We start from the raw sequence: 25,059 nt of genomic DNA on the forward strand, positions 1-25,059 counted from the left end.
CAAGAGGGCAGACGTGTGGCTGTGCGGATGACGGTCGCGTCGATGTGGAACCGGAGGATTGGTGAGCGTGCCGGGTTCACCGGCGGGGCTGTTCGGGGCGCGTGGTCCGGCTGCGGTGCGCTGCGCGGGTCAGCAGCCGCAGGACTTCCTGATGATGAGGTCGGCCGTCATCTCCTGGCGGTGCTCGGGTCGATAGACGGGTGTGGTCGCCTTGCCCAGGCGTTCGGCCTCCACCTGCTCGTCGATGATCCCGGTGAGGATCTGTGCGGCCAGCACGCCGATGGTCTCGCTGTCCTCGTTCAGCACGGTCAGTGGAGAGTCCAGCAGCGGGGCCCAGGGGAATTCGTCGAAGGCCACGATCGCGACCTCGTCGGGTACCTTGACCGCCCGGTCCTGGAGGACGCGCAGGGCACCGTGCACCATCGGGTTGTTGCCGGCGATGATGACGCGCGGCAGGGTACGGCCGGGGGTGTCCAGGTAGCGGCTCAGCGTGCTGTAGGCCGACGCCGTGTCGTTCTCACTCTCCAGCACCTCCAGCGTGGCGCCGTAGGCGGATGCCGCCTCACACAGCCCGCGCTCACGCTGTGCGCGGGTCGACCAGCGCGCCGGATAGGCCAGGAACAGCCAGTCGGTGTAGCCGTGGCCGGCCAGATGGGCACCGACCTTCATACTGGCGCCGATGTTGTCCGTGGTGATGCTCGGCACCCGGTCCGCGCCCTCGGGTGGCGCCGAGTCCACGAAGACCACGGGGATATCCCACTTCTCCAGCAACTGAATGCTCCGCCGGCTCAGGGTGAGCGTCGCGATCACCCCGGCGGTCCGTGACTGGATCAGGTCGTGCACCAAGGAATCCTCCACCGCGCGGGTGTAGACGCCCTCCGCGGCGACATCGGCCACGATCGCGGCACGGTCCGAGAGACGCAGGGTGCGCTGGATCCCGGTCATCAAGTCCAGGTAGTAGTAGTTGGAGGTGCTGGCGGTGATGACGGCGACCGAGCTGCGTGTGTTCCGCCGCAGTTCCTGGGCGGCCCGGTTCGGCACGTACCCCAGGTCGCGGGCGGCCTTCAGCACCCGTTCCCTGCTGGCTGTCGACACTCCGTCGCGGTTGCTCAGCGCACGCGAGACCGTGTAGACAGACAAACCGGTAGCACGACTGACATCGCGCAATGTGGGCTTCTTTGTCACTTCTGGCACCGCTCTACTAAACGATTAGGATGATCGCCGCGCGCTGTCACCAGCCTGCCCTAAACGATTAGGCGTGACCGTATGTCGCCCCCCTCGGCACGTCAAGAGTTCACTCAGGGATTCGCGGACCCACGTGGTCGCAGCACCACCCGTGCCGAAGACTTCCCCCGCCCGGGCACAGACCCGGGCGGACGCCGGCGCCGGAGTTCTCGCACGGGCGGCGATCGACACCGCCGGTGGCACCGCCACAGCGGGAACGGACGGCCCGGGCGGCACCCGCCGCTGCCGCCCATGCCGGGTGACCCCGGCTGCGGGGGCCACGGCGAAGCCGGCCACTCCAGGTAGCGGCCTCATCCGTAGTAGGGGCGCTATCGAGTGACGGACGCTCCCGGTAATGCGCAGGTCACCACGGTCAGCGTGCGGTTCGACGCTGCTGTGCGCCCGGAATGGTGGCCGCGCGGGTGATGGCGACAATGGCCACGTCGTCGTTGATGCGTCCGCCGACGTGCTGAAGCAGGTCGGCTTGGAGGTAGCGCACCAGGGACTGGGCAGTGCTGCCTTTCCAGGCAGCAAGGCGAGCGGGGAGCGGGTAGAAAGTGCCGGTGGAGTCGCGGGCCTCGGTGACGCCGTCGGTGTAGAGCAGCAGAAGATCGCCGTCTTCGAAATAGAACATCCCGGCCGTGAAGTCACATTCCGACACCATGTCGAGTCCGAGCGGCGGTGCGGGGTCGGTGGTTTCGAGCATGGTGATCTCGGTGCCATGAACGAGAAGGGGCGGCGGGTGGCCACAATTCACCATTCCGGCGACACAGCTTTCGTCGTAGACGTCCAGCACCAGGGCGGTGACGAAGGACTCCCAGGTCTCCTGGGAGTCCTCGCCGGAGTGGATCCAATTCCAGTAAACCGCGTTGCCCAGGTGGGCGGCCACACCGGGCAGCGAGAGATTGCAGTATGCGGACCCGCGGAAGGCACCGATCAGCACTGAGGCGTCCCCCACAGCGGACAGTCCCTTGCCGCGGACGTCCCCGATGACCAGCCGCGTCGCGCCCTCAACACGTACGGCCGCGTATAGATCACCGCCAATCTGCGCCTCCTCCTGAGCCGCGTGGTAAACGGAGGCGATGCACAGTGGTCCGACCCGGCCGGGAAGCGGGCGCAGCAGCACCTCCTGGGCCGCCACCGCTACCGAGCGCACCAGGCTCAGCCGGCGCAGATGCCGGTCGGTCGCATAGCGCAGGACCGTCACCAGCGCCGAGATCACCACCAGTGCGCCGAGCTGTACCTGATGGGGCGAGGTCATCACACCGCCCTGCACATGGCTGAGCAACACCTGGGCCGCGACGGCGAGCGCGCCGATCATGGCGGTCTCCCCTGGGCCCGCGAACGACGCGGCGATCGCGGGTGCCGCGACCAGGAAGGGGCCGAACGGGATGGTCGCGGGAGTGTTGATGTCGACCAGTGTGATCGCCACAATGAGGCCCACGGGAACAGCAAGCAGCAACGGACTCGACCACTGTGGCCTGATAGAACGAGCCGGGTCGTACCGAAGACGCATATCTCCTGCATACACCCGACACCACCGGTTACGCGGGGCGACAACCCCGCCATGGCTTCCGTAGCCTCCGAGAGATTCGCTCCCGTTCGCTACTTGATTGCTGACTTCAATAAAGGCCGTATTCGCCCGCTCCCGGACAGTCCGCCCCCCAGCGGGAAGTGTCCGTTGCCCCCGGACAAGGGGGCTCGTCGTTGCGCCGGACCATGGTCGTACGGCCTGCCTCACATCGATTTTCGGTCCGATCGCGAAGCGCCCCGGTACAGGCACGATGGCGACGCTACGATCGTCTGGTTTATGACGTGGGGTCCGTGATGTGCCGCCTGGAACGGGCGGCGGGCGGAAGGGGGAGGCATGACGGAGCAGGTGGAGCGACCGACGGATTTACGAACAGGGGCGACCGGGGTCGAGGTGGTGGCCTTCGATCCGCAGGCACGGGTGTGGGTGACGGAGGCGGAGGTGAGCGCCGGGCGGACCGGCCTGGTGCATGTGCCGCGCCTGGAGGGCTCGTTACGCGCGGACGAGACGTTGCTCAGCGACGATGGAGATGACTTCGGACATATCGTGCACCACATCCCGGGAGGCGTGCTACGGACCGGTTCCGTCGAGGAGATCGCGGCGATGATCCGGTTCTGCAACGCCTACCGCATCGAGGTGGCCGCCCGCGGCCAGGGGCACGGGACGTACGGACAGGCGCAGGTGGACGGCGGGCTGGTGATCGAAACCGAGCCGCTGAACGGGATCGGGCCCGTGGAGGCCGGGCAGGTCACGGTGGGGGCCGGGGCCGTGTGGAGTGCGGTGGTACGCGAGACGCTACAGCAGGGGCTGACGCCCCCGATCTTCACCGACTATCTGGAGCTGTCGGTGGGCGGCACCCTGTCGGTCGGCGGACTCGGTGGCCAGGCATGCCGGTTCGGTGCCCAGGTGGACAACGTCATCGCGCTGGATGTCGTCACCGGGGCCGGGGACCTGGTCAGCTGCTCGCCCACCCAGCGGCCGGACCTGTTCCACGCGGTGCTCGCCGGCCTCGGCCAGTGCGCGGTCATCGTCTCGGCGACGCTGCGGCTGGTCACCGCCCCCCAGACCGTATGGCACTACCAGCTGTCGTACCTGGATCTCGAGACATTCCTCGCCGATCAGCGGCGGCTTGCCGAAGACGAGCGGTACGCGTATGTCGAGGGGTGGGTCGAGGCGAACGACGAGGGCGCATACACCAATTGCGTGCTGGAGTTCGCCGTCTACGGACCGCCCGCCGGGTCCGAGCCTGACGACGCCGAGTGGCTGCGCGGCCTGCGGCACGACCGGTCCCACCGTGTCACCGCCGAGTCGATGCCGTACTTCACATTCCTCAACCGTCTCGCCGAGGGCGTGAAAAAGCTCAAGCACATCGGCGTCTGGGACTGGGCCCACCCCTGGCTCAACCTGATACTGCCTGGCGACCGCGCCGCCGAGTTGTCCCGCACCCTGCTCGATGAGCTGGCCGGACAGGAGATCGGCGGCCTGGTGCTGCTCTACCCACTGGCACGCCGCCACCTGCGCGCCCCGCTGCTGCGGGTCCCGGACGATCCGGTGCCGTATCTGCTGGCCGTCCTGTGGGCGCTCGACCCAAAGGACCAAACGACGATAACCGCTCGGGTGGCCGCCAACCACGCCACGTACGAGCGGGTCCGCGCAGCCGGCGCCACCCAGTACCCCGTGGGGTCCATCCCGATGACCGCCGACGACTGGCGCGGCCACTACCGCGAGGCGTGGGAAGAGTTCGCCGCCGCCAAGCGCCGCTACGACCCGCATCTCCTGCTCGCCCCGGGTCAGCACATCTTCACCACCTGAGCACGCCCGCCCATCCTTGGGCGCACCGCCATGCTGGATTGCAGCCACCGGCAACCTGACGATCCCGGCCTCCGTCGGCTGCGGCATCCGATGGAGGCTGGTGGTCACACCTCCGCAAGTCCTTTGGACCGCGCAGGCGGTCTCGTCCCGCGTGGGCCGGCCTACCAAGGCACGGAGCGGGCCGCAGCGAAGCCGCTGGTAACCGCTGCTGTGCGGCGCGCCGGTCCATTGCGGGGCATAGTCTTTGTGGAAGCGGTGGCCGATCACGGCCTTGATCCTCGACAGCGTCCGGCGCTGGTTGTCGGCCGTGCGCGACCCGACCCTCGCTGGTCCCGATCGGACGCTGACCCGTACCTCATGGCAATGGCGGCCCGCGAGGATCAAGCTCTCTCAACAGCTACGACAACGCGAATTCAACCCCGATAACTCCTGATGTATTCGCTATTCGATAAATGGCAGGAATATACATCTATAATAGGAATAGAACCGACCAGGTTGCGGAGGAGCAGCGCAAGATGAAGTCCTCTACCGCTTACGCCGACGTTGGGTTCTCCTCGTTCGACGACATTGTGACGGCCATGCTCGACGCGCAAGGCATCGTGCTGCGCTGGTCCCGCGCAGCGGCCGAGCTGCTCGACCGAACAGCCGAGGAGGTCTGCGGCAACCCGGTCGGGCATCTGCTCGCCGACTCCTCCGAGTGCCGGGCCGAGCCCATGGTGAACGGAATGCCGACGGCGGGACGGGCCCTGCTGCGGCATCGCTCCGGCGCCGTCGTCGAAGTCTCCTTCCGGATTTATCCGCTGGAGAACTGCTCTGATTTCCTCATGCTGGCCGTCCCCACTCCCTGCCGGACCGACACCGCCAAGTGGCAGCGCTCCCGCCACGACCTGGAGTTGCGCCACCAAGCCTCGGCCACCATCGGCCGCTCCCTCGATGTGCAGCGCACTGCCCAGGACCTGGCCGACGTCCTCGTCCCTGCCCTGGGCGACCTCGCGTGGGTCAACCTGGCCGAGTCCGTGCTCGGTGGCGACGAGCCCCCCAAGTTCCTCGGCGGTGGAGAGCTGCATTTGCGTCGGGCCGCCGTGGCCTCGGCCGCCGGGCCCTGGCCCGCCGCTCTGCTCCAGCCGGGGGCGCCGGTCCCTCCGTTCGGGGACTGGCCCGGCCTGCGAGCCCTCCAACGCGGTGAGACCATCCTTTTGCGCGACCGGGCCGGCATAAACGATGGGCTTTCGCGCGCCTTCCCGGATGCATTCTCGTTGCTTGTGCCTGAGCACGCGCATTCGATGGTGGCTTCTCCCCTGTTCGCCCGCGGCTTCCTGCTCGGCACAGTTGTGGTCTGGCGCACGAAGTGGGCCGAGCCCTTCACCGACCTGGACGCCGGTCTGCTGGCGGATATAGCCTCCGCTGCCTCGCTGAGCGTGGACAACGCCCGGCGCTACACCCGCGAGCACCGCGCGGCCGTCGCCCTGCAACAGCGCCTGCTCCCTCGTGCCACCACCGACACTCCGGCATCCGTGACATCAGGCTTCTACCTGCCCGCCAGTGGCGGTGCCGACATCAGCGGAGACTGGTTCGACGTCATCCTCCTGCCTTCGCTGCGGATCGCCTTCGTTGTCGGCGACGTCATCGGCCACGGGCTGCCGGCCACCGCAACCATGGGCCGCCTTCGCACCGCCGTCCAGACCCTGGCCGATCTGGAGCTGGGACCCGAGGAACTGCTCACCCATCTCGACGATCTTGTCGCCCGGCTGGCCGCCGAGGCCGACACTGCTCACCAGGACACCGTTGGCGCCACTTGTCTGTACGCCGTCTACGACCCCATCGCCTGCCAATGTGCGCTCGCCAGCGCCGGCCATCCGCCCCCCATTCTCCTCCAGCCCGACGGCACCGGTAGCCCCGTCGCGCTCTCCCCCGGCCCTCCCCTCGGCGTCGGCGGTATGCCTTTCGAGACCACCACCATCGGCCTGGACCCCGGCAGCGTCCTCGCCCTGTACACCGATGGCCTGCTCGACTGCCACGAGCACGACATCGACACCGGAATCCAGCAGCTGACCGATCGCCTCGCCTCGCTCATCCACCCCGGCCACCCCCTGGACGCTATCGGTCGTACCGTTCTGGCCGACGTCGCCCCACGGCCTCGCGACGACATTGCCCTGCTTCTCGCCAGCACCCGAGCTCTGCCAAGGGACGCCACGGCCAGTTGGGAGTTCCCCGCCGATCCCGCCGTCGTCGCCCGCGCTCGGAACGCAACCTCACACCAACTCAGCGCCTGGGGCCTCGAAGAAGCGTCCTTCACTGTCGAACTCGTCGTCAGCGAATTGGTCACCAACGCCATCCGCTACGCCGGCGGCCCCATCGGGCTCCGGCTCATTCGCGACGCGACACTCATCTGCGAAGTTACCGATCCCAGCAACACCCAGCCGCGGTTGCGCCGCGCCCGCACCACCGACGAAGGCGGCCGTGGACTGTTCCTCGTCGCCCAGTTCGCCACGCGCTGGGGCTGCCGCTACGGCCAATCCGGAAAGACCATATGGGCCGAGCAACCGCTCCCTGAAGTTCCCCCGGTGGGCTGAACAGGTGAAGGCCGGGGCGTGTGAGCCTGGCGAGAGCACCGAACAGTGGATACGCGCAGCCCGCGCTGAACGCACCGACCGGCTCCTCGCTATTGGTGAACGACGCCTGCGTGCGGTCCTGCGGCAGCGACAGCTTTGGGAGGGCCCTCACCCGGCCACACCGGCCCGGGCGGGAGGGGTCCCGGCCGGGGAGGGGTTTCATGGGGCCATGATGCGTAGAACGTCATCCAGCGCTGTCCTCGCCGTTGTTGTCGCTGCCGTGTTCGTGGCTCTCACGTCGTGTTCCTCGGATTCTTCGGACGGGCCCTCCGCCGAGGGCCGGCCCAGCGGGTCCAGCTCCGGTTCACCGGTGTCCGACCCCGCACCGACTCCCCCGGAGACGGCCACGCCGTCGCCCTCGCCGACCGGGCCGTGCGCCGATGGGACGTGCGAGATCGAGGTCGCCGTGGGGGATGTCGTGACAGTGCCGGCGACGTACGGCCTCGGGCGGATCAAGGTGACGGCGATTACTGGCGGCGAAGTCGACATGGTCGCGCGGCTGACGGGGTCGGGCTACAGCGTTTCAGGTTGTTCCGGTGGCGGCGGCGTGTCATCGGAGGGCGGAGGCGGCGTCGGGCTGAGCTGCGGTGAGGGACCGGCCGCGACCATCAACGACGCCATGAGTCTGAAGGTCCTCAAGATCCACGACACCACCGCCGTCCTCCGTATCAAACCCGCCGGGTGACGTACTCGTGCGCCGTCGCGAGGCGGGCTCGCATCATCTCGATACGCAGATCCATAACTGCGGTGACGGTGTGCGCGAGCTCGGAGCTGCCGCCCGCGGCGTAGAGCGATGGGCACCGCACCCGCACCAGCCACAACTGCCGCCCCACCGCCTCCGGCCGCACCGCACCGCACCGGCCACCCGAACTCCCGCCTCGTTCCGCAGCCGCGTGTACCGGCGCGCCACTGTCTGGTCCGAAATCCCCAGCAGCAGCCCGCATTCCCCGAGGCCATCCCCCCTGAGGTTCAGTCGGGCAGCTCGTTCAGAACCAGCCCCAATGCGGCCGCCAGGTCGATCGTCCGGCGCGGTGTTGGGCACTGCCTGGCCAGGCTGGTTTGGTCGAGGCGGCCGTTACGGGCTTGGAAGAGAACCTTCGCGGCAGGATGCTGGCGCAGTTCGTTCGGGGTGAGTTCGCTGGCGACTCGATGCGCTGTGGCGACCAGAGTGGGAAATGCCGACTTCAGACCCGCGGCCCACTCTTGGAGCGCCTCCAGCCACCGGTGTGCCGCTGGGTCAGATGTTGAAGAGAACCGCTCTATCGCATGAGCCAGCTCCGGCCAAGTGGAGTCATGCCAAGGCTTGGTCTTCAGGACGGGCAACTGCCACTGGCGCTTGATGGTCGACCAGTGGTCCCCGTGCGCCTTCACCGAGTGGACCGTGAACCCTGGGACACATAGTGCGGTCAGGTTCCAGCCGTGGCAGGCACCGGTGTCGAGACCGAAAATCCTGCCGTCGCGGATCATCGGTTCCCGGCCGGTTACGTGATGGCCGAACACCACCGGCTTGGTATCGGTGTAGTGCTGATGCCAATAGCTGTCCGGGAACAGTGCCGTGAGCTCTCGTTCACCCCTCGTCGAGCCACAGAGGATCTCCTCCCTCTGGTGCGACAGCGGGACTCCGGACAGCATCGCGGCGTGGACAACACGGACGTGCTCGTTCTCCAAGTAGTACGGCAGAGCCCGCATCCATTCGACCGTTTCGGCGTAGTGGTCGCCGAGCTGCAAGCGCGTGATCTCCTGCGCGTAGGAGAAGATCTCGCGCACGTGCTTTCGCTCATGGTTGCCCATGACCACGACCGAGTTCGGACGTTCACGGAAAAGCCTGACCACAGCACCGGGCGCTGGACCTCGGTCGACCAGATCACCGACGCTGACCAGCAGGTCGTCCGGTTGGATGTCGACTTCATCAAGCAGTTCGAGCAGCTCGTCGAAGCAGCCATGGATGTCGCCGATGATGATCGTACGCCGCATGCGGGCGATCTTAGGATGGCAGCGGTTCGGCCTTCAGGGAATTTTGCGCGGCAAGGCGGTTCCTTGGTTGAAGGCCGCCACGCACGCTCGCAGAACAGCTCGATCGTCCGCCCTGTGAGGTGCCCGCCGGAAGCACCTGCGCCACCCGCGGCGGCAAGGACGGTATACGGCCTGACCAGCTCTTGGACACTTCCTTTGCTGCTGAGGGCCCTGGAGCCGGTCGATGCTGGTGCTGAGCAGAAGGCACGTTCAGTCCTCTCGCGGGCAGCTCCCGTCTTGGGGAGAGGGCCGGTCGCCAAACCTCACTGCCCCCCACCGTGACCCCGCCGACGTCTAACCCCACGGAGTCACCCTCGACTTCGTCGCCACCCGCGGCGGCGCCCACCGCCTCCGACTGCGCGTCCACGAACGCGGGGTTGTCGGCGCCCGTGATCGGTCCGAGGAGCATGACGCCCGCGTTGGCCACCACGGTGTCGAGGCGGCCGTACGTCTCGACGGTGCGGGCGACGGAGGCGTGGGCCTGTCCTTCGTCCGTGATGTCGGCGCCCACGGCCAGAGCGTGGCCACCGGTGCCTTCGATCTTTTCGACGAGTGCGTCGAGACGGTCGGCCCGACGGGCCACGACGGTCACACGTGCACCGAGAGCGGCCACCGCGAGCGCGGCGCCCTCGCCGATTCCGCTACTGGCCCCGGTGACCAGGGCGACTGTGCCGGCGCCGCCGATCTCCTGGTGGTCCGCCGACAGAGCCGGGGCCATCCGCAGAGGTGACGGCCGTCAAAGCCGCCACAGGCTGACGCATCACTCGTGACCACGCTGTGCACCGCGGTCGCGGCCGCGCCGCGTGCGTCTCGTACCCGCGCCGTGCGGCGTCCCGCCCGGTCCCCCCGCGCCGCCGGATCCGGCGTCTTCTCACCACCCACGGGGATGACCGGGCGGCGGGGCCTACTCGAAGTCGCAACCCGGATTGGGGGCGTCCTGCGACAGCGGGGCGCCGTGCGGAAGGACGTACAGCACGTCGAGGACGACATCGGTCTTGCCGAGGTTGCGGCCGAGGTGCACGTGGTTCGCGCCCGAAGGCTCCGTGAGGGTGCTGCCGGCCCCGTACACGCCGTCGGAATCGCAGTCCGAGTCGAAGTGGCTCAGCGTGCCGTGCTGAACGAGGCCGTAGAGGATGCCGTCGTGGTAGTGCCAGCCCGTGCTCTGGCCCGGGGGGACGGTGATCTGGCGGAGGACGTAGTCCTTTCCACCCACCGTGGTCTGGGCGATGATCGTGCCCGACACACCCGGACCGGCGGGGGTGGCGAACGCCGTGCCGGCGCCGAGGGACAGACCGACGACGGCAGCCATCGTCGTTCCCAGCCGCAGCAGGTTGTTGCGCAATGTGGTCATACCTTTCGAGTCATATCTTTCGAGGCTCTGGCGAGGTCGCGGAACCAACGAGAAAGACAGAACGTTCATTCTTTTTCGTAGTGTGTAGGAAGAGGGCTCCGACGTCAATACCCAACGTTCTACTGAGAGTTCGGCGGCTCCATGGGGCCGACCGACGCGGGGAACCGCTTTCCAGTCGTGCTGCTTCCAGGCGTCGAGCAGCGCGCGCATGCGGTCCAGCTCGACGCCCTGGGCCGCGTCAGTTTCGGACTCCGGAAGCCGGGTGAGGTCGAGACGCTGCGTCGTTTCATGGGCCGCGACCGCGAGATCGCACAGTTCCGGGCCGCGGCGGCCACGCCGGGAGTGCTCTGTGTGCACGGGCCCGGTGGCGTCGGCAAGAGCGCGCTGCTCGACGTGCTGGCCGATGCCGCCGAGCGGGAAGGCATTTTCACCGTCCGGGTCGACTGCCGGGACATGCCGGCCCTGCCGGACGCGCTGCCCGACACCGACCTGCACCGCCGGTTCGCCGCAGGGATGCTCCTCCGCATCCGTGCGACACCGAACGAGCACCAGCGGCTGAAAATGGTCGCGGACTCGACCGTGCCCGGTGCCGCCAGGTCGCGGGTCCCGGCATGCACCGTATGCTGCTCGCGCATTGAGCGGCCGGACGGGTCGGCCCCGATCCACCGCGCCGAGGCGGACACCGGCGTGCGGATCGTGACTGTGCGGCCCTCCCCTTCACCGACACGCTCACGCAGGCCGGTGCGCGGGATGCCACCGCGATGGCTACGGCGCGCGCACGCTGCCGTCGACGGCGAGACCCGCCTGCGTTCAGCCGTCCGCAGCCTCACGGGACAGGCTAACCAGGGCTCGCGCCAGCTCCGTGCTGGTGGAAAGGGTGTCGCGAGGCAGTGGCTGCGTGGCGAGCACGCCCTCGTGCAGGATGAGGAGCCGGGTGGCGAGGGTGGCGGGGTCCGAGCAATGGGCCGCGGCCGCGAGTTGCTCGAACAGGTTCAGCAACCAGAGCTTCTGGTTCTCGGCGATGCGGTACGCGGGGTGTGACGGGTTCGGGAGTTCGGCCAGGGCGTTGATGAACGCGCATCCGCGGGTATTCGTCGCACTCCAGGTCCGCAGTGCTTCGAAGGGTGCGGTGACGACCTCGGCAGGGTCGTCGCAGGCGTCGATCGCGGCACGGACGAGTGACCGCCAGCGCTGGTCGCGCTCCGCGAGGTAGCTCGCCACGAGGCGGTCCTTGGAACCGAACTGGTTGTACAGGGTCCGCTTGGTCGTCCCGGCACGTTCCGCGATCAGGTCCACTCCCACAGCTGTGATTCCCCGGCTGTAGAACAGGTCCTCGGCAGCCGCCACGATGCGGCGTCCGGCCGGTGTGATGGACCGCGGGTCCGGCATCGAGCACCCCTTCACTGATCGGTGTAACGTGAGGTGAAGTTCACCGATCAGTATACCCTCTGAGGAGATGCACCCGATGACCGTGTCACAGACCATGCGCGCGATGATGATCGTGCGGCACGGAGGACTCGAGGTCCTCCAGTCGGCAGAGGTGGCCGTTCCGACCCCGCAGCCGGGTGAGGTACTGGTCCAGGTCAGCGCGGTGGCGTTGAACAACACCGACCTGTGGACCCGGCAGGGCGCCTACGGCCGGCCCGGGGACGCGAGCGCCCTGTCGGGCTGGCGGGGCCCCATCGACTTCCCACGCGTCCAGGGCGCCGACGTGGCCGGCCAGGTCGTCGCTGCCGGCACCGACAGCGACGGGGACCTCGTCGGTCGCAGAGTGGTCGTCGACCCGGCGATCTACGACTCCGACCGGCCCGACGCGAACCCGGTGGGCCTGATGGGGAGCGAGCGCGACGGCGGTTACGCCGAGTATGTGACCGCACCCGTGGAGCGCGTGCACGACATGACGGAATCCACGCTCACCGACGATCAGCTCGCGTCGTTGCCGACCGCCTACGGCACGGCACTGGGCATGATCGAGCGGGGCCGGTTGCGGGAAGGAGAGACGGTCCTGGTCTCAGGAGCGTCCGGCGGCGTCGGCCTCGCACTGGTGCAGATCGCCCGGGCGCGCGGCGCGAGGGTGCTCGCCATCAGCAGCGGTTCGAAGATCGAGTCGGTGCGCGAGGCAGGCGCACACGAGGTCGTCGACCGCGCGCAGGACATCGCCGGGCAGATCCGCGCCGCCGCCCCCGAGGGCATCGATGTCGCACTTGACGTCGTGGCCGGAGACCTGGTGGGTGAGGGCCTGCCCCTCCTGCGCGAAGGGGGCCGATGGGTGATCGCCGGCGCGCTGGGCGGACATCGCGTCGCCTTCGACGTACGCCGTCTCTATCTGCACAACGCGCAGGTGATCGGCTCCGCGATGCACACACCCGCGCACTTCGGCCTCCTCATGGACCTGGCCCGGCGTGCCGAGATCCAGCCCGTCATCGCCGCGACGTTCCCGCTCGGCGAGGCCGCCCGGGCACAGGAGGAACTCGCCCGCAGGAATCACGTGGGAAAGATCGTCCTGCATCCCTGACCCTCGATCCACGTGTGTCACGAACGCCGAGAGGAGCCTGATGTAGAAGGAGCTTCTTGAAGCGGTGCTGTGCAAGAGATGCGGGTTGGCCCCTCGGAATCGGCCCGCGGAGGCAGATTCCGAACCGCCAGCTGAGGTGACTCGTCCCGGTCCGTCCTGCCACCGTGCCGGGCGGCCGGGGCACAAGCCTCCTCAAGCTACGTGTCCGATCTCGCAATGGACTGAGAAACCCCAGCCCACAGAGAGCCATGGAGCGTCACCGCCGCCAACTCCCAGAACTGACGGGTTCGACGGGGAGGTGAGGCCGTCGGAGCGTTGGGGGGTCCCCGACGGTCGGACAGTGGGCCGGGTGCCTGGCTTCGGTAGGATTCTGGTTCATTCCCGGCCCGTATGTCGCCTCCCTGACGGCCCCGGGCGGCACGGTGGCACTCGGCCGGTCAGCGAAGGAGCGGCACCAGCACGATGGTGATGAAATCCAGGCAGAAGTGCATCACGATCGGTGCCACAAGACTTCGGCGCCATAGATAGACGATGGCGAAGACCACGCCGGTCACCCCGACGGTCAGCACCCCCGCGCTGCCTTCGTAGCCGTGGCCGATGGAAAAGACCACCGACGACAGCAGCACGGCTCCGGCACGGCTTCGGAGCAGGCGCGTGAACCGCAGCAAGAGATACCCACGGAAAATCGTCTCTTCGGCGACCGCGACCACTGCCACGAGGACCACGGCGAGCAGCAGTGTGCCGAACCGGGGTGCGGGCACCAGGCCCGTGGGGAGTGTCCGTGGTCCGGACAGGTGCGCGGTTCGAAGGGCGGCGTTCAGCGCTGTTACGCCGATCAGCACCGGCACCGAGAGAACGACCCCCAGGATGATCTCCCGCCCGACGGTGCGGCGGACCCAGCCGATGGCCGCGACGGACTGCCGGGCGCGGGCCAGCAGAAGCAGGATCAGGGCAACCAGACCCGCATCGCGCAGGATCGTCGTGGCGGCGACCAAGGGGAACGGCAAGGCGCCCTGACCGACCGCGAGAAACGACAACGCCATCGACGGCAGGATGAGCAGCAGGAAGACGGCCGTCTCGGCAAGCTCCTGACGGCGGGTCAGGCCCTTGACGGACGGCTCATCCTGCATACGGGCTCCCCGTGTACGCATCCCGGCCCGGCGAAGATCTCTTCGAGCACGCTGTGATGGTCGTGCGGCCCCGCAGGATGACCGCTCAACCTAGTCTGGCACCGAACCACCGCTGTCGCCTCCGCGGACCGGTCACGGCCCCGAGGGCGAAGGAGGCAGGCCCCGCTCGCCGGGGTTCGGCCTGGCACACCCCGTCGAGCGACGGCAGGATGGCCGGTGGATCGTGAACCGGGCTACGGAGCGGGCAGAGCCGGTGGTCTCGTCCGTGGCGGAGGCGGTCGACGGTGGCTCGTGGACGCTTGCGGTGATGCCGCGCTGCTCACTCGGGTCGTGACCAATCTGGTGGCCGCTGGTTGGGGCGCAGTCCCGCCGGTACGCCGCAGGAGATGGCGGTGGACGCACTGCTCCCGCTCGTACGCGCGGTGTCCGGTACCGCGCCCCGCCGTGCGGTCGTGATCACGGACCTGCCGTCCGGCTCGTACGAGACGTCCGCGGAACACTGCTCCCAGACAGTGGTGCGGTTCATGAAGGAGGCCGGCGCGCACGCGGTGAAGCTGGAGGCTGGGGAAGAAATGCTGCCGTAGGTGGAGCTGCTGACCCGCTCCGGGATCCCGGTCATAGCGCACATCGGTTCACCCCGCAGTCCGAGCACAGCCCCCGGCGGCTACCGGGTGTGGGGTCGGGGTGGGGACGCGAAGCGGCCGGTGCCCGCGACGACGGCACTGGAGGCGGCTGGCGACGTCGAGGCCGTCGAGAGCAAGGTTCACCCAGCCGACGTCGTAGTCCGACAGCGCGTCGACGACGAGGAGGAGTTCCTCCGGCTGCCACAGTGCCAGGGTGTGTATCGAGTCGTGATCAATACATCTAGTGGCGCAACAGCCAACGCCAGCGGGGCTGTTCGAGCACGACCGACGTCGCGGCCAGCGCGGTCGCGACGACCGCCGCCCACGTGGGCCACGCGAACCACGGCGCCACCGCTGCGGCGGCCACTTCGAGGAGCACGAGCAGGAGCATCGCCGCGCCGGGGATAGCCACCGGCGGGTCGAAGGGGCGGTCGCCGGGTGTCCCGACGACGGCCGGCAGTCCGATCAGCAGGACCAGCGCGGCGATCGCGACCACCCAGTCAATCCGGTGCAGCGCCCATGGGGCGGCCGTCCAGCCGATCAGTTCGGTCAGGAACCGCAGCCCGGAGGCGGCGTTGGTGCGGTTCGGGGAGTCGGCGGCCTGGGTCATGGTCCCTCCCCGGCATGGAGCGGTGCGGTGTCGGGCCCGCTGATGGCGGCCTCTGCGCGCATACCGTTGATGAGCATGTCGATGACGAACCGGTAGCTGTCGGCGGGGTCGCGCTCCATCTGGAAGGCATCGGCGCTTTCGAGGCCGGCGAAGCCGTGGATGACGGTGCGCAGGGCGCGGACCGCGTCGATGGCGCGCTCGTCGGTCAGCCCGAAGCCGGCGACCGCGTCGAACAGGATCTGCACCGATTCGTGGGCCACGGCCTGGTATTCCTCGTCTTCGGGGCGCGGGGCGCGGACGCTGGCGGCGTACCGGCCGGGGTGGTCGAGGGCCCACTTCCGGTACGTCTCGGCGATCGCGCGGACCGCGTCCGGACCGGACCGGCCGACGGCGGCCCGGGTCAGGATGGCGCCGATGTCGCGGACGGCCTGGAGGCCGATGCCCCGCTGGAGGGCGTCCAGCGAATCGACGTGCTTGTACAGCGACGGTGTCCGCACGCCGACCCGCTCGGCCAGCAGGCCCATGGTCAGGCCGGCGAAGCCGACCTCGTCGGCGAGTTCGGACGCGGCCGCGATGACCGTGGCCCGGTCGAGTCCGGCCCTAGGCACGGGCCGTCTCCAGGAACGAGCGCACCAGGCCGACCACTGCCGAGGGGAACTGGACGTGCGGGTAGTGGCCGGCCCCCGGGAGCATCTCGAGCCGACCGACGCCCTCCGGCAGCGCGGCCACGATGGCCTCGCCCTCGGCCTTCGGGTCACCCCAGTCGGGATCGAGGGTGCCCATGACGACCAGGACCGGGCAGTGCACGTTGCCGAGTTGGGCTCCGGCGTCGGCGGCGCTGTTCATCTGCTTCTGTAGGGCCTTCATGCGACCCGGCTCGTGCAGCATCGCGTCGATGCGCTCGAGGCTCGCGACCCAGTCCGCCGGGCGCGGTTCCGGGGTCGCGATCTCCAGGTATTTCCGCCACTGCTTGTGGCTGCCGAGCATCGCGACGCCCGAGATCGCCGTCGCACCCTTGCGGTAGCGGGACAGGCCCAGGGCGCTCAGCGAGTACTCCACCTTGCGGGTGAACGGCGCCAGTTCGACGACGGCGCTCACGAGTGCCGGCGCCTTGGCAGCGGCGATCGTCGCGGCTCCGCCGGAGATGGAGTGGCCGACCAGCACCGCGGGACCGCCGAGGTGCCGGATCAGTGCGATCAGGTCGCCGGCGATGTCGGTGCGCGTGTACGACGGCCACGTCGCGGTCGACTCGCCGCTCCCCCGCAGGTCCACGGCCGCGACCCGGTAACCGGCGGCCGCCAGCTCCGGGACCATGAACCGATAGGCGTCACGGCTCTGGCCGATCCCGTGCGCAAGCACCATCAGTGGTCCGGAGCCGGTCACCTCGTAGGCGAGGGTGCCGCCTTCCACGTTCAGGAACTCAGTCATGTCGACCTCCGTAGCTAATTTCGATAGCTAAAAAGCTACTCCGATTAGCCGAAGCGGTCAAGGTCGGTGCGTGGGAATCCATGGCAAGCCCGGTGGGTGGGAGTCGACGTTTCCGGCGTGTGCGCGGGCCGACGAAGCCGGTGTCGACCGGGGCCGGTTGTCGTCCGGGCAGCAGGAGGGTGTTGGCGTCGGCGAAGGGCCGCTGCCATCACAACAGCCGGGACGGCAGAGGCGGAGTGGACGGCTGTGGGCTCATGCGGCGGGCCGATGGACGCGGATCAAGGTCTGCTGGCCGTTGGCGACTGGCTTGCGGGCGCCGTCGGCCTGGACGCCGTAGACCTCCCATTGGCAGACGGTCAGGGTGCGTCCGGGCTTGCGGACGGTGCCGATCGCTTCGAGGTGGTCGTCAGCGGCGGGCGCGAGGAGGTTGATCTTGTACTCGACGGTGAGGACCTCGGAGCCCTCGTCGAACAGGGTGAGCGGAGCGTAGCGGTCGGCGCTGTCGGCGATGGTGCCGGGACCGGTCCCCGGCCGGCCATGTCACCCTGCCCGCTCGGTCGCAGTGACAGGGACCGGGACCGGGACGGGAGGCAGGGCACGATGGCCGGTTGGTGGTTTTTCGCCCTCGGCCTCGCGTTCGCGGCCGGGTTCGCGCTGGGCGGTGGCTGGGTCTGGGGCGTTGCCGCTGTCGGTCTGCTGATCGCCCTGATGGTGCTGCGTCGGCACCGGTATCTGCTCGGCTCGGTGCGGGTCCTCCGCGCCCATCTGCGCCGCCACGGCGGCAGCGCCGCGAACCTGCGGATCCGCTGGGTGCGGATCGTGGACATCGCAGGGCTCGACGCGCGGCGCCGCCGACAGTCCGATTGCACGTTCGACGCCATCGGCGGGGTTCCGCTCACCGTGCTCGCCCGGCTGGCCCGGCGGCGACTGGTGGCGATCGACGACGGCGACCAGCTGACCCTCTGGCAGCGCCGACTGGGCCGCTACCACGAAGTCGCTCAACTACGCCCGCACACACTGCGCGTCCAGCACGAGGACCGCGATCTCCTGCGGCAGTCCCGCTCGTTCCTCGCAGAGTGGGCGCACGAGCCGATCCGCGAGTTCTCGCCCTACTCCGTCATCGCAGACTTCGGCAACCGGCGGACCGTCAGCTTCCAGGTGCACTACGGTCCGACGGCCCCGCGCCGCGGACCAGGAGTCCGCGGACCAGGAGTCCGGTGACCGAGGCGAGGGTCACGAGCACAATTCGCGCAACACTGCCCACTCTCCGCGTCGTCCTCGCCTTTGCTCGCCGAGCTTCACGGCCCGGTACGAGGTGACGCAGCATGGCTCGGTGCCCTCGCTCGACGCGGTGACCAGCAGGTGGTCGCCCTGCTGCACGGCGAACCGGTGCACCGCGGTGACCAGCATCTCGTCGCCGCGGCACGGGCTGAGCGCCAGCGGTTGTGCCCTTGTTCGCGACCTTGTCCGTCCCGCCCGAGGCGGTCGTCGAGCGCGCGCCCTCCTCGGTGTCACCGCCGCTGTTGGCCTGCTCCGCGCCGCCCCTTGCCGCTCCCGTTGGACACGGACCGGCTCTACGCCCAACCGGCGGCGTTGTCGCCGCCACGGGGCCCGGTCGGGTTCACGATCGACCGTCGTCTGCCGTCCGCGCGTAACGCGGCAGCGGCCACCCCAGCGGCAGAGCGACCCACTTGGGCCCGCACCGCAAAGCCTCTCGTCCGCCCGGACGGAAGCACCCGGCCGATCGGACCTGAGGCATGGCCGGTCAGGCGACGCGGAGCCGGAAAACGCGCACTAGCGTCCTCCTCAGCAGGTAACACCACGGAGAGGGAAGCAGGATGGATCAGCGGATGTCCGACCGCAACGCCGGTGTGACCACCGAGTTCGAGAGGGACGTCGTCAAGCTGTTACTGGAGGCGATGCGCGCGGTGGACAAGCAGGAACGCGACGACGCCGGTACGGAAAGCGTGCTGTATGCGCTCGTGTCGGGTGACTGGGCCGCGGGTTCCGCGATCGCACCCGGGATGAGGGCCGCCGGCTCGCTCGGCGGTTCGATCGGGTGCCGGGGGACATCCGTGTGGGTCAGCGACGACGCGGGTGACGGTGTGGTGGGAAGCCCGGACGACGAGCGCGAGATCGACGCCTTCTGGCGGGTGGTCCGGCAGGAGGAGGCCAAGAGGCTGCGCTGGAAGAACCGGAAGAAGAAGGAAGAGCAGAAAAGTCTTGAACTCCCGCCGATGACCGGTGCGTTGCGGACCTGTCTGCGCAAGGCGCTGGAAGCCGCACGGGAGGAGGGCACCGTTTCCGTGCGCGTCCGCCATGTGGCGCGCGCGCTGGTCGAGCTGCCCGATACGCGTGCCCGCGAGGCCATGGCGGTGAAGAAGCTGGACGTCTCGGCTGTCCCAAGGGCGCTCGACGCGTTGCGGGAGAGCGACGAAGCGCCGGAGCCCACCGCGGTGTTGGTGCTGCGCAAGGCGGGGACGTTCGGCAAGAGCGGTAATCCGCTGACCCGGAAGTTCACCGCCTGGATATTCGGGGGCGGTGCCGGATTCGGCTCCGCGGTCGTGGGCGTGGTGCACTCGGAGGCACAACGGAAGGCCGTGCGGCGCGGGGCGTCGGAGGTGGAACCTGTCGATGTGCTGCTGAGTATTCTGGCGTTGGAGCGGTCGTTGACCGTCGCGGGGCGTGAGCTGCCCGAGAAGCTGACGGCGGCGAACCGGGGGGCGGAACTCCTGCGCCGGCACGGCGTACGGCAGGATGCTGTCACCCGGGTACTGCTTCCCACCACCGGGGTCGCGGAGGGGGAGCCCCCGGAGGTCGGCGACACCGGCGACTCCGGCCGGCGGCTCCTGCACGTCACGGAGCTCACCGCCTCCGCCCAGGGCTCGTCCACAGTCGGCACGACCCATCTGCTGGCCGCGCTGCTGGACGAGAAGGGGACGGACGCGGAATCCGCGGCGGAGATCGAGCGTGTGCTGACCGAGTGCGGGGCGGACGTCGCCGGGCTGCGGGCGGAGCCGGAGCTCCGGGTCCCGGGCGGAGCGGCCCAGGCATCCTGAGGCCGCGGTGGTCCGCCAACACGTGTGACCAGAACAGCGGTTGAGAACGGCATCCACACCACACGGAGGAAACCATGAGCCCGGCAGTTCGACTGTGGAGTCGGGCGCGCCGCGAGGCCACCGCGATCCGGGAGGCGGTGCGCACCGCGCCCCGGCGGACGGTCGTCACCGAGTCCGTACTCGCCGGCCTGGTCCTGCTGTGCTCGCTGGCGCCGGTTCCGCTGGTTCCGCCCGCCCACCCGGTGTCGGTGGCCCTCCTGGGGGTGTGGGCGGCGCTGCTCGTGCCCGCGCGGCGGATGTACCCGACCCTCACGGTGCTGTGCTGCGTGCCGTTGATCGCCGGGGACAACGTGTGGGCGATGGTGGTGGTGCCGTGCGTCGTGTGGTCCGCCGTGCGCCGCATCACCCCCGCACGGCGCGCCTGGGCAGTGGTCGGGGCGAGCGCTGCCGGTGCCGTGCTCCTGTCGATTGCCGCCCAATCCCTCAGCGGACTCCCGAAGATGCCGTACCTGGCCGTCGGCGCCGGCGTGGCCGCGCTGTTCATCCTGCTGCCCGCACTGTCCGGCATGATGCTGGGGCGTCGCCGCCCGCTGACGAGGCTGCTGCGGGAACGCAACGCCTACCTCGAACAGGCCCGCTTGCTCACCGACGAGACGGCCCGCATGGAGGAACGGGCGCGCATCGCCTCCGAGATGCACGATCTGCTCGGCCATCGCATCCTCCTCATCTCCGTGCACGCCGGAGCCCTCCAGCTCGCCGCCGAACGACAAGCGCCCCCGCTGGCCTCCCAGGCCGAACTCCTGCACACCACCGCCGGAACGGCCATGGATGAACTGCGCGGCATCCTCGGCGTCCTCCGTCACCCGTCCGGCGAGAACATCGGCGAGCGGGGGACCCACGAGTCCCTCTCGGCCCTGGTCGAGGATGCCCGGAGCGCTGGGGCCGACGCCGAACTGCACTGGAACGCGACCGCGGAGACGGGCGCGGACGCCCGCGCCCGTCAGGCCGTCCACCGTGTCACCCGCGAAGGACTCACCAACGCACTGAAGCACGCACCCGGCGCGCCTGTCCGTGTGACGTTCCACGACGAAGGGGAAACGGTGGTGATCACCGTCGTCAACGATGCCCCGCCGGTGCCCCGTCAGCCAGGGGACGGGAACCGCAGTGGACTCATCGGCCTCCAGGAAAGGATCAGCCTGCTCGGGGGCGCTCTCCACGCCGGACCGCGCCCGGAGGGCGGCTTCATCCTCTCCGCGCGGATACCCCACCGGCCCGACTCCCCGCCTGTGTACGCCACTTCGCCCGGGTCGGTGTCCGGCGGGGCGGGCTCCCGACCACCGCTGTCCACGGAGGTCCTCACGTGGCCCCGCCTCCTGGGCGGCGGGTGCGTGGCGATACTGGTGTTGCTGCCGACGGTCGGCACCACCATCGCCCTGCTGATCATGGCGGTCCTACACTGAACCGATGATCCGAGTCCTGATCGCCGACGACGAGGCGCTGATGCGCGCCGGGATCCGGCTGATCCTGGAGACCGACGACGAGGTCCGTATCGTGGCCGAGGCACAGAACGCCCGTGAGGCCGTCGAAGCCTGCCGCGCCCACCCCGTCGACGTCGCCCTCCTCGACGTCCGCATGCCCGGGGACGGCATCACCGCCGTCGCCGATATCACCCGGCATTCGTCCCGCACCCGGGTGGTGATGCTGACGGCCTTCGGCGAGGAATCGACCGTCACCAGCGCCCTGCGCGCCGGGGCCCACGGCTACCTCCTCAAGGACACCGGCCCTCGCGACCTCATCGACGCCGTACGCCGCGCCGCCGCCGGAGAACCCGTCCTCGCCCCGGAGGTCACCCGCCAACTCGTCGACTTCCGGACCCGGCTGAGCCACGGCATTGACGCCGCGTCACGTCGGATCGCGGACCTGACACCGGCCGAACGGGACGTCCTCCGGCTGCTGGGCACCGGCCTCTCCAACGCCGAGATCGCCGCACAGCTCCATTTGAGCTCCAGCACGGTCAAGTCCCACATCAGCAGCATCCTCACCCGCACCGACTGCACCAACCGGGTCCAGGCGGCGGTGCTGGCGCAGGAGGCGGGGCTGCTCGACTGACGCCCGAGCGGGCCGCACAGCCGCGCACCTTCCGCCACGGGAGTCGCCCGGAACGCTCCGGAACTGACCCGTTGCGCGACCGGCGTTGCAGGCGACGACCGAGGATTCCTCAACGGGGTTGCTCACTCACACAGCGGTTCGGCTGGTTCGGCGCGAATTCCCCGGAGCAATAACGCGGCAAGGCGCCGCACGTCGGTGAGCGGATCGCGTGAGGACGCTGAGACCGCGCTGGCCGCGCGTAGCACGATTCCCACGTCACCGACCGTCAGATCTGCCCGCACGACCTTCGCCTGGCGTGCCCGTGCGACGAGTAGTTCGAGGCTGCGCGCGTTCGCGGCGCGCTCGGCGGCGAAGAGCGTCCGGGTGGACTCCGAGCCAAGCAGAGTGGCATTGAAGCCGCGATCGAGTGCCTGACGACCACAGATCTCATGGACGACTGTCGTGAGGCCTCGCCATGGGTCTGGGTCCTCCACCGCCGCTGCCATGGTCGCCGAGCACGCTGTTACCTGCTCGGTGAAAGCCGCTGTGATCAGGTCCTCACGAGTCGGGTAGTGGCGGTAGACCGTGGCGATACCGAGGCCGGCTCGTCTGGCGATCTCCCGCATCGCCACCTCAAGGCCCTGCGCGGCGAAGGTCTCACGGGCCACCCGCGCGAGGCGTTCTCGGTTGTCACGGGCGTCGGAGCGGATGTTCCGAGTCGATCTAGCTGACATGTCTACCACTTAACCGTAAACGGGCGTGCTGTTCCACTCCCTTCTATACCGTCGCCGCTAACGGCCAGCGAGCCGTCGGATCGGAGAGAGGAATCGCCATGTTCGCCGTGCAGTACCTTCGTTTCGGAGGCCCCGACGTACTGGAGGTGGGGCAGATCGACCAGCCCCATCCCGGGCCGGGAGAAGTTCGGATCGCCGTGCGTGCCTCCGGCATTACAGGCGCCGACGCTATCCTCCGGTCCGGTGGTCTGCGCCCAGATCTCAAATTCCCCCATATTCCGGGTGTCGACGCAGCCGGAGTCGTCGATGAGATCGGGCTCGGAGTCACTGGCGTCGCCATTGGTGACGAGGTATTCGGTGCGGTGGACGTCATGCTTCTCGGCGGGGCAGCCGCCGAGTTCGCCGTTCTCCAGTTCTGGGCCCCCAAACCGCCGACGTGGAGCTGGGCCGAGGCCGGCGGCGCCGCAACGAGCGTCGAGACCGCAACCCGGGCGCTCGACGCGCTGGGCATCGGTCCCGGGTCCACGCTGCTCATCGAGGGCGCGTCAGGGGCCGTGGGCAGCGTCGCCGTCCAACTGGCGGTGGCGCGCGGTGTCCGGGTCGTCGGCACTGGGTCCCCACAAAACCAGGACTTGATTGCGGAGCTGGGCGGCGTCCCGACCACGTACGGTCCGGGGCTCCCGGTACGGGTGGCGAAGCTAGCACCCGACGGGGTCGATGCCGCCCTGGATGTCGCGGGGGCCGGATCGCTCCCCGATCTGCTGACGATCACTGGTGACGCTGCCAAGGTTCTCACCATCGCCGATTTCACTGCCCCCGATCACGGCGTCCGGTTGTCCTACAGCGGCTCGGGCCAGCCCGACGGCCGACACGGCCTTTCCACAGCAGCCCGTCTCGCGGCCGAGGGGCGTCTGCGGATCATCGTCCGGGACACGTTCGGCTTCGGCCGCGCCGCCGAGGCCCACGCCCGAGCCGAGGACAGGCGCGGTTCGGGCAAAGTCGTCCTGACCGTGTCCTGACCGGGCGACAGAGCCGAGAATTACCTTTGTTGTCCAGGTTCTTGAACAGAGAATGAGCCTGAGCGCATTCGGGAACTTGGACTCGCTCAGGACCTATGCGCAGTCACGCGTCGACGATGTGGGCGACATACTCGATTCCCAACGGGCATTCTCACCCCTAGCGTCGACCGGACGGCATGGCTCCTCAAGCACCTCGATTACTTGGCCGAACGCCGAGTGGCCCGATCTGAAAGTGTGACCGTGCAGGTTTCTACGGTCCGGCGCAGCTTCCTTCACCACTCGGATTCGAAGCGGCCGGAATCGTGGAGGACGTCGGCACGGGGGTGACCGCGTTCGAGCGCGGGGACGCCGTCACCGTCCTGCCGAGTGTACGGCCGCTCAGATTCGGGACCTACGGAGAGACGATCCTGGTGCCGGACGTCGCGGTTGTGGCGCAACCGCCCGAACTCTCGGCTGTCGAGGCCGCGGCGTTGTGGGTCGCCCACCTCACGGCGTACGCCCCACTGGTCGAGATCGCCGAAGTCGGCCCCGGGGATGTCGTCCTGATCAATGCGGCATCCAGCAGCGTCGGGCTGGCAGCCATATCGATCGTCCGGAGGCTGAACGCGACTCCGGTGGCACTCACCCGCACGCGGCGAAAAGCAGACCTGCTGCGGCTGGGGGCCGAGGCGGTGATCGTCACTGACGAGGAGGACGTGGTCGGGAGGACCCACGCGCTGACCGCCGGGGCAGGCGCCCGGGTCGCGTTCGACGCCGTTGCGGGACCGGCGCTGACCACACTGCTTCACGCTCTGGCACCGGGCGGGATCGTCGTCCAGTACGGCCTGTTGTCGCAGGAACCCATGCTGTTCCCCCTCGACGTGTCCGCACGAAAGCTCACGATCACGGGCTATGGGCTGGATCTGGCGACCGACACCGAGCTTCGCCGTCGTGCGTACCGGTTCGTGAAGGACGGTGTGGCCGCAGGCGCATTCCGGCCTGTCGTCGCCGACACGTTCCCACTCTCCGCCACGGCAGAAGCACATGCGGTCCTGGAACGCAACACGCATGTCGGCAAGATCGTCCTAATTCCTTGACGCAGTAGGACGGTCGCTCGGCTGATGCGCGACCTGGGTCCGGAGGGCGCCCGCCGCGGCAGGAAGATCCGCACCACCATCCGCGACGATGGGCACAGCCGGGCGAGAAGCACTACGCCGACCAGGCAACGGCCGAACCAGTGAACCTGAAACCACGTCAACCCACCCTGACCAGCTAATCAGCCACACCCGCACAGCGGGGGAACCTCAAACTCGGCACCGCGGAGTGGGTTG

23 protein-coding genes and 3 pseudogenes are annotated in these 25,059 nt (G+C 69.0%); 13 read left to right on the forward strand and 13 right to left on the reverse strand.

What is annotated here, in order from left to right:
- Positions 1 to 129 precede the first annotated feature (129 nt).
- Both AB0E24_RS04545 and AB0E24_RS04550 read right to left on the reverse strand, forming a co-directional pair.
- Positions 130 to 1,194, reverse strand: coding sequence for a LacI family DNA-binding transcriptional regulator (locus tag AB0E24_RS04545; RefSeq protein WP_206331031.1), 1,065 nt, complete (start codon positions 1,192 to 1,194; stop codon positions 130 to 132).
- 403 nt (positions 1,195 to 1,597) lie between these two features.
- Positions 1,598 to 2,668: a PP2C family protein-serine/threonine phosphatase gene (locus tag AB0E24_RS04550; RefSeq protein WP_359374880.1), complete on the reverse strand. Its 1,071-nt coding sequence runs from the start codon at positions 2,666 to 2,668 to the stop codon at positions 1,598 to 1,600.
- Positions 2,669 to 3,091: 423 nt separating this feature from the next.
- Here AB0E24_RS04550 and AB0E24_RS04555 point away from each other — a divergent pair, with 423 nt between their 5' ends.
- The 3 genes from AB0E24_RS04555 to AB0E24_RS04565 all read left to right on the forward strand — a co-directional run bounded on the left by AB0E24_RS04555 (position 3,092) and on the right by AB0E24_RS04565 (position 7,864).
- On the forward strand, positions 3,092 to 4,567 hold the full coding sequence (locus AB0E24_RS04555) for an FAD-binding protein (protein ID WP_359374882.1): 1,476 nt from the start codon (positions 3,092 to 3,094) through the stop codon (positions 4,565 to 4,567).
- 515 nt (positions 4,568 to 5,082) lie between these two features.
- The gene (locus AB0E24_RS04560) at positions 5,083 to 7,140 is read left to right on the forward strand and encodes an ATP-binding SpoIIE family protein phosphatase (RefSeq protein ID WP_359374884.1); all 2,058 of its coding nucleotides are present in this window, start codon (positions 5,083 to 5,085) and stop codon (positions 7,138 to 7,140) included.
- Between the two features lie 445 nt (positions 7,141 to 7,585).
- On the forward strand, positions 7,586 to 7,864 hold the full coding sequence (locus tag AB0E24_RS04565; protein ID WP_069869645.1) for a hypothetical protein: 279 nt from the start codon (positions 7,586 to 7,588) through the stop codon (positions 7,862 to 7,864).
- Positions 7,865 to 8,148: 284 nt separating this feature from the next.
- Here AB0E24_RS04565 and AB0E24_RS04570 read toward each other — a convergent pair whose 3' ends face one another.
- The 3 genes from AB0E24_RS04570 to AB0E24_RS04580 form a co-directional block, all read right to left on the reverse strand.
- Positions 8,149 to 9,153, reverse strand: a complete 1,005-nt coding sequence (locus AB0E24_RS04570) for a metallophosphoesterase family protein (protein WP_359374886.1) — start codon at positions 9,151 to 9,153, stop codon at positions 8,149 to 8,151.
- 10 nt (positions 9,154 to 9,163) lie between these two features.
- A complete protein-coding gene (locus AB0E24_RS04575; RefSeq protein ID WP_359374888.1) occupies positions 9,164 to 9,910 on the reverse strand; it encodes an SDR family NAD(P)-dependent oxidoreductase in 747 nt (248 codons plus the stop codon).
- A 186-nt stretch (positions 9,911 to 10,096) separates the two neighbouring features.
- Positions 10,097 to 10,501 (reverse strand): cupin domain-containing protein, encoded by a 405-nt coding sequence (locus AB0E24_RS04580; protein ID WP_231981860.1) that lies wholly within the window; start codon positions 10,499 to 10,501, stop codon positions 10,097 to 10,099.
- A 330-nt stretch (positions 10,502 to 10,831) separates the two neighbouring features.
- Here AB0E24_RS04580 and AB0E24_RS04585 point away from each other — a divergent pair.
- A pseudogene (locus AB0E24_RS04585) lies at positions 10,832 to 10,996 on the forward strand (ATP-binding protein); the annotation flags it as partial.
- A gap of 357 nt (positions 10,997 to 11,353) precedes the next feature.
- On the opposite strand, the gene AB0E24_RS04590 reads toward AB0E24_RS04585, so the two are convergent.
- Positions 11,354 to 11,932 carry a TetR/AcrR family transcriptional regulator gene (locus AB0E24_RS04590; RefSeq protein ID WP_359374890.1) on the reverse strand — a complete coding sequence of 193 codons (579 nt, stop codon included), beginning with the start codon at positions 11,930 to 11,932 and terminating at the stop codon, positions 11,354 to 11,356.
- A gap of 76 nt (positions 11,933 to 12,008) precedes the next feature.
- Between AB0E24_RS04590 and AB0E24_RS04595 the strand changes: the two genes are divergently transcribed.
- Positions 12,009 to 13,058, forward strand: coding sequence for a zinc-binding dehydrogenase (locus AB0E24_RS04595; RefSeq protein WP_359374891.1), 1,050 nt, complete (start codon positions 12,009 to 12,011; stop codon positions 13,056 to 13,058).
- A 437-nt stretch (positions 13,059 to 13,495) separates the two neighbouring features.
- Here AB0E24_RS04595 and AB0E24_RS04600 read toward each other — a convergent pair whose 3' ends face one another.
- On the reverse strand, positions 13,496 to 14,188 hold the full coding sequence (locus tag AB0E24_RS04600; protein WP_069869558.1) for a CPBP family intramembrane glutamic endopeptidase: 693 nt from the start codon (positions 14,186 to 14,188) through the stop codon (positions 13,496 to 13,498).
- 392 nt (positions 14,189 to 14,580) lie between these two features.
- Between AB0E24_RS04600 and AB0E24_RS04605 the strand changes: the two genes are divergently transcribed.
- A complete protein-coding gene (locus AB0E24_RS04605) occupies positions 14,581 to 14,772 on the forward strand; it encodes a 3-methyl-2-oxobutanoate hydroxymethyltransferase (RefSeq protein ID WP_251771195.1) in 192 nt (63 codons plus the stop codon).
- Positions 14,773 to 15,052: 280 nt separating this feature from the next.
- Here AB0E24_RS04605 and AB0E24_RS04610 read toward each other — a convergent pair whose 3' ends face one another.
- From AB0E24_RS04610 to AB0E24_RS04625, 4 genes and pseudogenes are all read right to left on the reverse strand, one after another.
- Positions 15,053 to 15,421 (reverse strand): hypothetical protein, encoded by a 369-nt coding sequence (locus AB0E24_RS04610; protein ID WP_347235170.1) that lies wholly within the window; start codon positions 15,419 to 15,421, stop codon positions 15,053 to 15,055.
- Positions 15,418 to 16,029 (reverse strand): TetR/AcrR family transcriptional regulator, encoded by a 612-nt coding sequence (locus AB0E24_RS04615; protein ID WP_079255763.1) that lies wholly within the window; start codon positions 16,027 to 16,029, stop codon positions 15,418 to 15,420. The genes AB0E24_RS04610 and AB0E24_RS04615 overlap by 4 nt, the downstream gene beginning before the upstream one ends.
- Positions 16,022 to 16,849, reverse strand: a complete 828-nt coding sequence (locus AB0E24_RS04620; protein ID WP_359374895.1) for an alpha/beta fold hydrolase — start codon at positions 16,847 to 16,849, stop codon at positions 16,022 to 16,024. The genes AB0E24_RS04615 and AB0E24_RS04620 overlap by 8 nt, the downstream gene beginning before the upstream one ends.
- Before the next feature lie 252 nt (positions 16,850 to 17,101).
- Positions 17,102 to 17,359 (reverse strand): annotated as a pseudogene (locus tag AB0E24_RS04625) (PaaI family thioesterase); the annotation flags it as partial.
- Between the two features lie 90 nt (positions 17,360 to 17,449).
- On the opposite strand from AB0E24_RS04625, the gene AB0E24_RS04630 reads away from it, so the two are divergent.
- The gene (locus AB0E24_RS04630; RefSeq protein ID WP_359374897.1) at positions 17,450 to 18,070 is read left to right on the forward strand and encodes a hypothetical protein; all 621 of its coding nucleotides are present in this window, start codon (positions 17,450 to 17,452) and stop codon (positions 18,068 to 18,070) included.
- 12 nt (positions 18,071 to 18,082) lie between these two features.
- Here the strand turns inward: AB0E24_RS04630 and AB0E24_RS04635 are convergent, their stop codons facing one another.
- Positions 18,083 to 18,259: a hypothetical protein gene (locus AB0E24_RS04635; RefSeq protein WP_250850435.1), complete on the reverse strand. Its 177-nt coding sequence runs from the start codon at positions 18,257 to 18,259 to the stop codon at positions 18,083 to 18,085.
- Positions 18,260 to 18,699: 440 nt separating this feature from the next.
- On the opposite strand from AB0E24_RS04635, the gene AB0E24_RS04640 reads away from it, so the two are divergent.
- The 3 genes from AB0E24_RS04640 (at position 18,700) to AB0E24_RS04650 (ending at position 22,017) form a co-directional block, all read left to right on the forward strand.
- Positions 18,700 to 19,908, forward strand: coding sequence for a Clp protease N-terminal domain-containing protein (locus AB0E24_RS04640; protein ID WP_359374898.1), 1,209 nt, complete (start codon positions 18,700 to 18,702; stop codon positions 19,906 to 19,908).
- Positions 19,909 to 19,982: 74 nt separating this feature from the next.
- Positions 19,983 to 21,368: a sensor histidine kinase gene (locus AB0E24_RS04645; RefSeq protein ID WP_359374899.1), complete on the forward strand. Its 1,386-nt coding sequence runs from the start codon at positions 19,983 to 19,985 to the stop codon at positions 21,366 to 21,368.
- A gap of 4 nt (positions 21,369 to 21,372) precedes the next feature.
- Positions 21,373 to 22,017: a response regulator gene (locus AB0E24_RS04650; RefSeq protein WP_359374901.1), complete on the forward strand. Its 645-nt coding sequence runs from the start codon at positions 21,373 to 21,375 to the stop codon at positions 22,015 to 22,017.
- 122 nt (positions 22,018 to 22,139) lie between these two features.
- Here the strand turns inward: AB0E24_RS04650 and AB0E24_RS04655 are convergent, their stop codons facing one another.
- On the reverse strand, positions 22,140 to 22,730 hold the full coding sequence (locus tag AB0E24_RS04655) for a TetR/AcrR family transcriptional regulator (protein WP_232636109.1): 591 nt from the start codon (positions 22,728 to 22,730) through the stop codon (positions 22,140 to 22,142).
- A 98-nt stretch (positions 22,731 to 22,828) separates the two neighbouring features.
- On the opposite strand from AB0E24_RS04655, the gene AB0E24_RS04660 reads away from it, so the two are divergent.
- From AB0E24_RS04660 to AB0E24_RS04670, 3 genes and pseudogenes are all read left to right on the forward strand, one after another.
- Positions 22,829 to 23,749, forward strand: coding sequence for an NADP-dependent oxidoreductase (locus AB0E24_RS04660; RefSeq protein ID WP_359374904.1), 921 nt, complete (start codon positions 22,829 to 22,831; stop codon positions 23,747 to 23,749).
- A gap of 263 nt (positions 23,750 to 24,012) precedes the next feature.
- Positions 24,013 to 24,165, forward strand: a pseudogene (locus tag AB0E24_RS45960) (alcohol dehydrogenase catalytic domain-containing protein); the annotation flags it as partial.
- Positions 24,166 to 24,177: 12 nt separating this feature from the next.
- Entirely contained in the window at positions 24,178 to 24,825 is a 648-nt protein-coding gene (locus AB0E24_RS04670) for a zinc-binding dehydrogenase (protein ID WP_359375252.1), read from the forward strand.
- The last annotated feature ends 234 nt before the right edge of the window (positions 24,826 to 25,059 follow it).

Origin of the sequence: Streptomyces malaysiensis subsp. malaysiensis, from assembly GCF_040653035.1 — a bacterium.
GTDB classification, from domain to species: Bacteria; Actinomycetota; Actinomycetes; order Streptomycetales; family Streptomycetaceae; genus Streptomyces; species Streptomyces malaysiensis.

What these genes read in the sequence shown, in the direction of transcription:
- AB0E24_RS04555 (WP_359374882.1), top strand. Translation starts at nt 3,092, where the DNA reads ATGACGGAGCAGGTGGAGCGACCGACGGATTTACGAACAGGGGCGACC.
- AB0E24_RS04560 (WP_359374884.1), top strand. Translation starts at nt 5,083, where the DNA reads ATGAAGTCCTCTACCGCTTACGCCGACGTTGGGTTCTCCTCGTTCGAC.
- AB0E24_RS04570 (WP_359374886.1), bottom strand. Translation starts at nt 9,153, where the DNA reads ATGCGGCGTACGATCATCATCGGCGACATCCATGGCTGCTTCGACGAG.
- AB0E24_RS04575 (WP_359374888.1), bottom strand. Translation starts at nt 9,910, where the DNA reads ATGGCCCCGGCTCTGTCGGCGGACCACCAGGAGATCGGCGGCGCCGGC.
- AB0E24_RS04580 (WP_231981860.1), bottom strand. Translation starts at nt 10,501, where the DNA reads ATGGCTGCCGTCGTCGGTCTGTCCCTCGGCGCCGGCACGGCGTTCGCC.
- AB0E24_RS04590 (WP_359374890.1), bottom strand. Translation starts at nt 11,932, where the DNA reads ATGCCGGACCCGCGGTCCATCACACCGGCCGGACGCCGCATCGTGGCG.
- AB0E24_RS04595 (WP_359374891.1), top strand. Translation starts at nt 12,009, where the DNA reads ATGACCGTGTCACAGACCATGCGCGCGATGATGATCGTGCGGCACGGA.
- AB0E24_RS04600 (WP_069869558.1), bottom strand. Translation starts at nt 14,188, where the DNA reads ATGCAGGATGAGCCGTCCGTCAAGGGCCTGACCCGCCGTCAGGAGCTT.
- AB0E24_RS04610 (WP_347235170.1), bottom strand. Translation starts at nt 15,421, where the DNA reads ATGACCCAGGCCGCCGACTCCCCGAACCGCACCAACGCCGCCTCCGGG.
- AB0E24_RS04620 (WP_359374895.1), bottom strand. Translation starts at nt 16,849, where the DNA reads ATGACTGAGTTCCTGAACGTGGAAGGCGGCACCCTCGCCTACGAGGTG.
- AB0E24_RS04630 (WP_359374897.1), top strand. Translation starts at nt 17,450, where the DNA reads ATGGCCGGTTGGTGGTTTTTCGCCCTCGGCCTCGCGTTCGCGGCCGGG.
- AB0E24_RS04635 (WP_250850435.1), bottom strand. Translation starts at nt 18,259, where the DNA reads ATGCTGGTCACCGCGGTGCACCGGTTCGCCGTGCAGCAGGGCGACCAC.
- AB0E24_RS04640 (WP_359374898.1), top strand. Translation starts at nt 18,700, where the DNA reads ATGTCCGACCGCAACGCCGGTGTGACCACCGAGTTCGAGAGGGACGTC.
- AB0E24_RS04645 (WP_359374899.1), top strand. Translation starts at nt 19,983, where the DNA reads ATGAGCCCGGCAGTTCGACTGTGGAGTCGGGCGCGCCGCGAGGCCACC.
- AB0E24_RS04650 (WP_359374901.1), top strand. Translation starts at nt 21,373, where the DNA reads ATGATCCGAGTCCTGATCGCCGACGACGAGGCGCTGATGCGCGCCGGG.
- AB0E24_RS04655 (WP_232636109.1), bottom strand. Translation starts at nt 22,730, where the DNA reads ATGTCAGCTAGATCGACTCGGAACATCCGCTCCGACGCCCGTGACAAC.
- AB0E24_RS04660 (WP_359374904.1), top strand. Translation starts at nt 22,829, where the DNA reads ATGTTCGCCGTGCAGTACCTTCGTTTCGGAGGCCCCGACGTACTGGAG.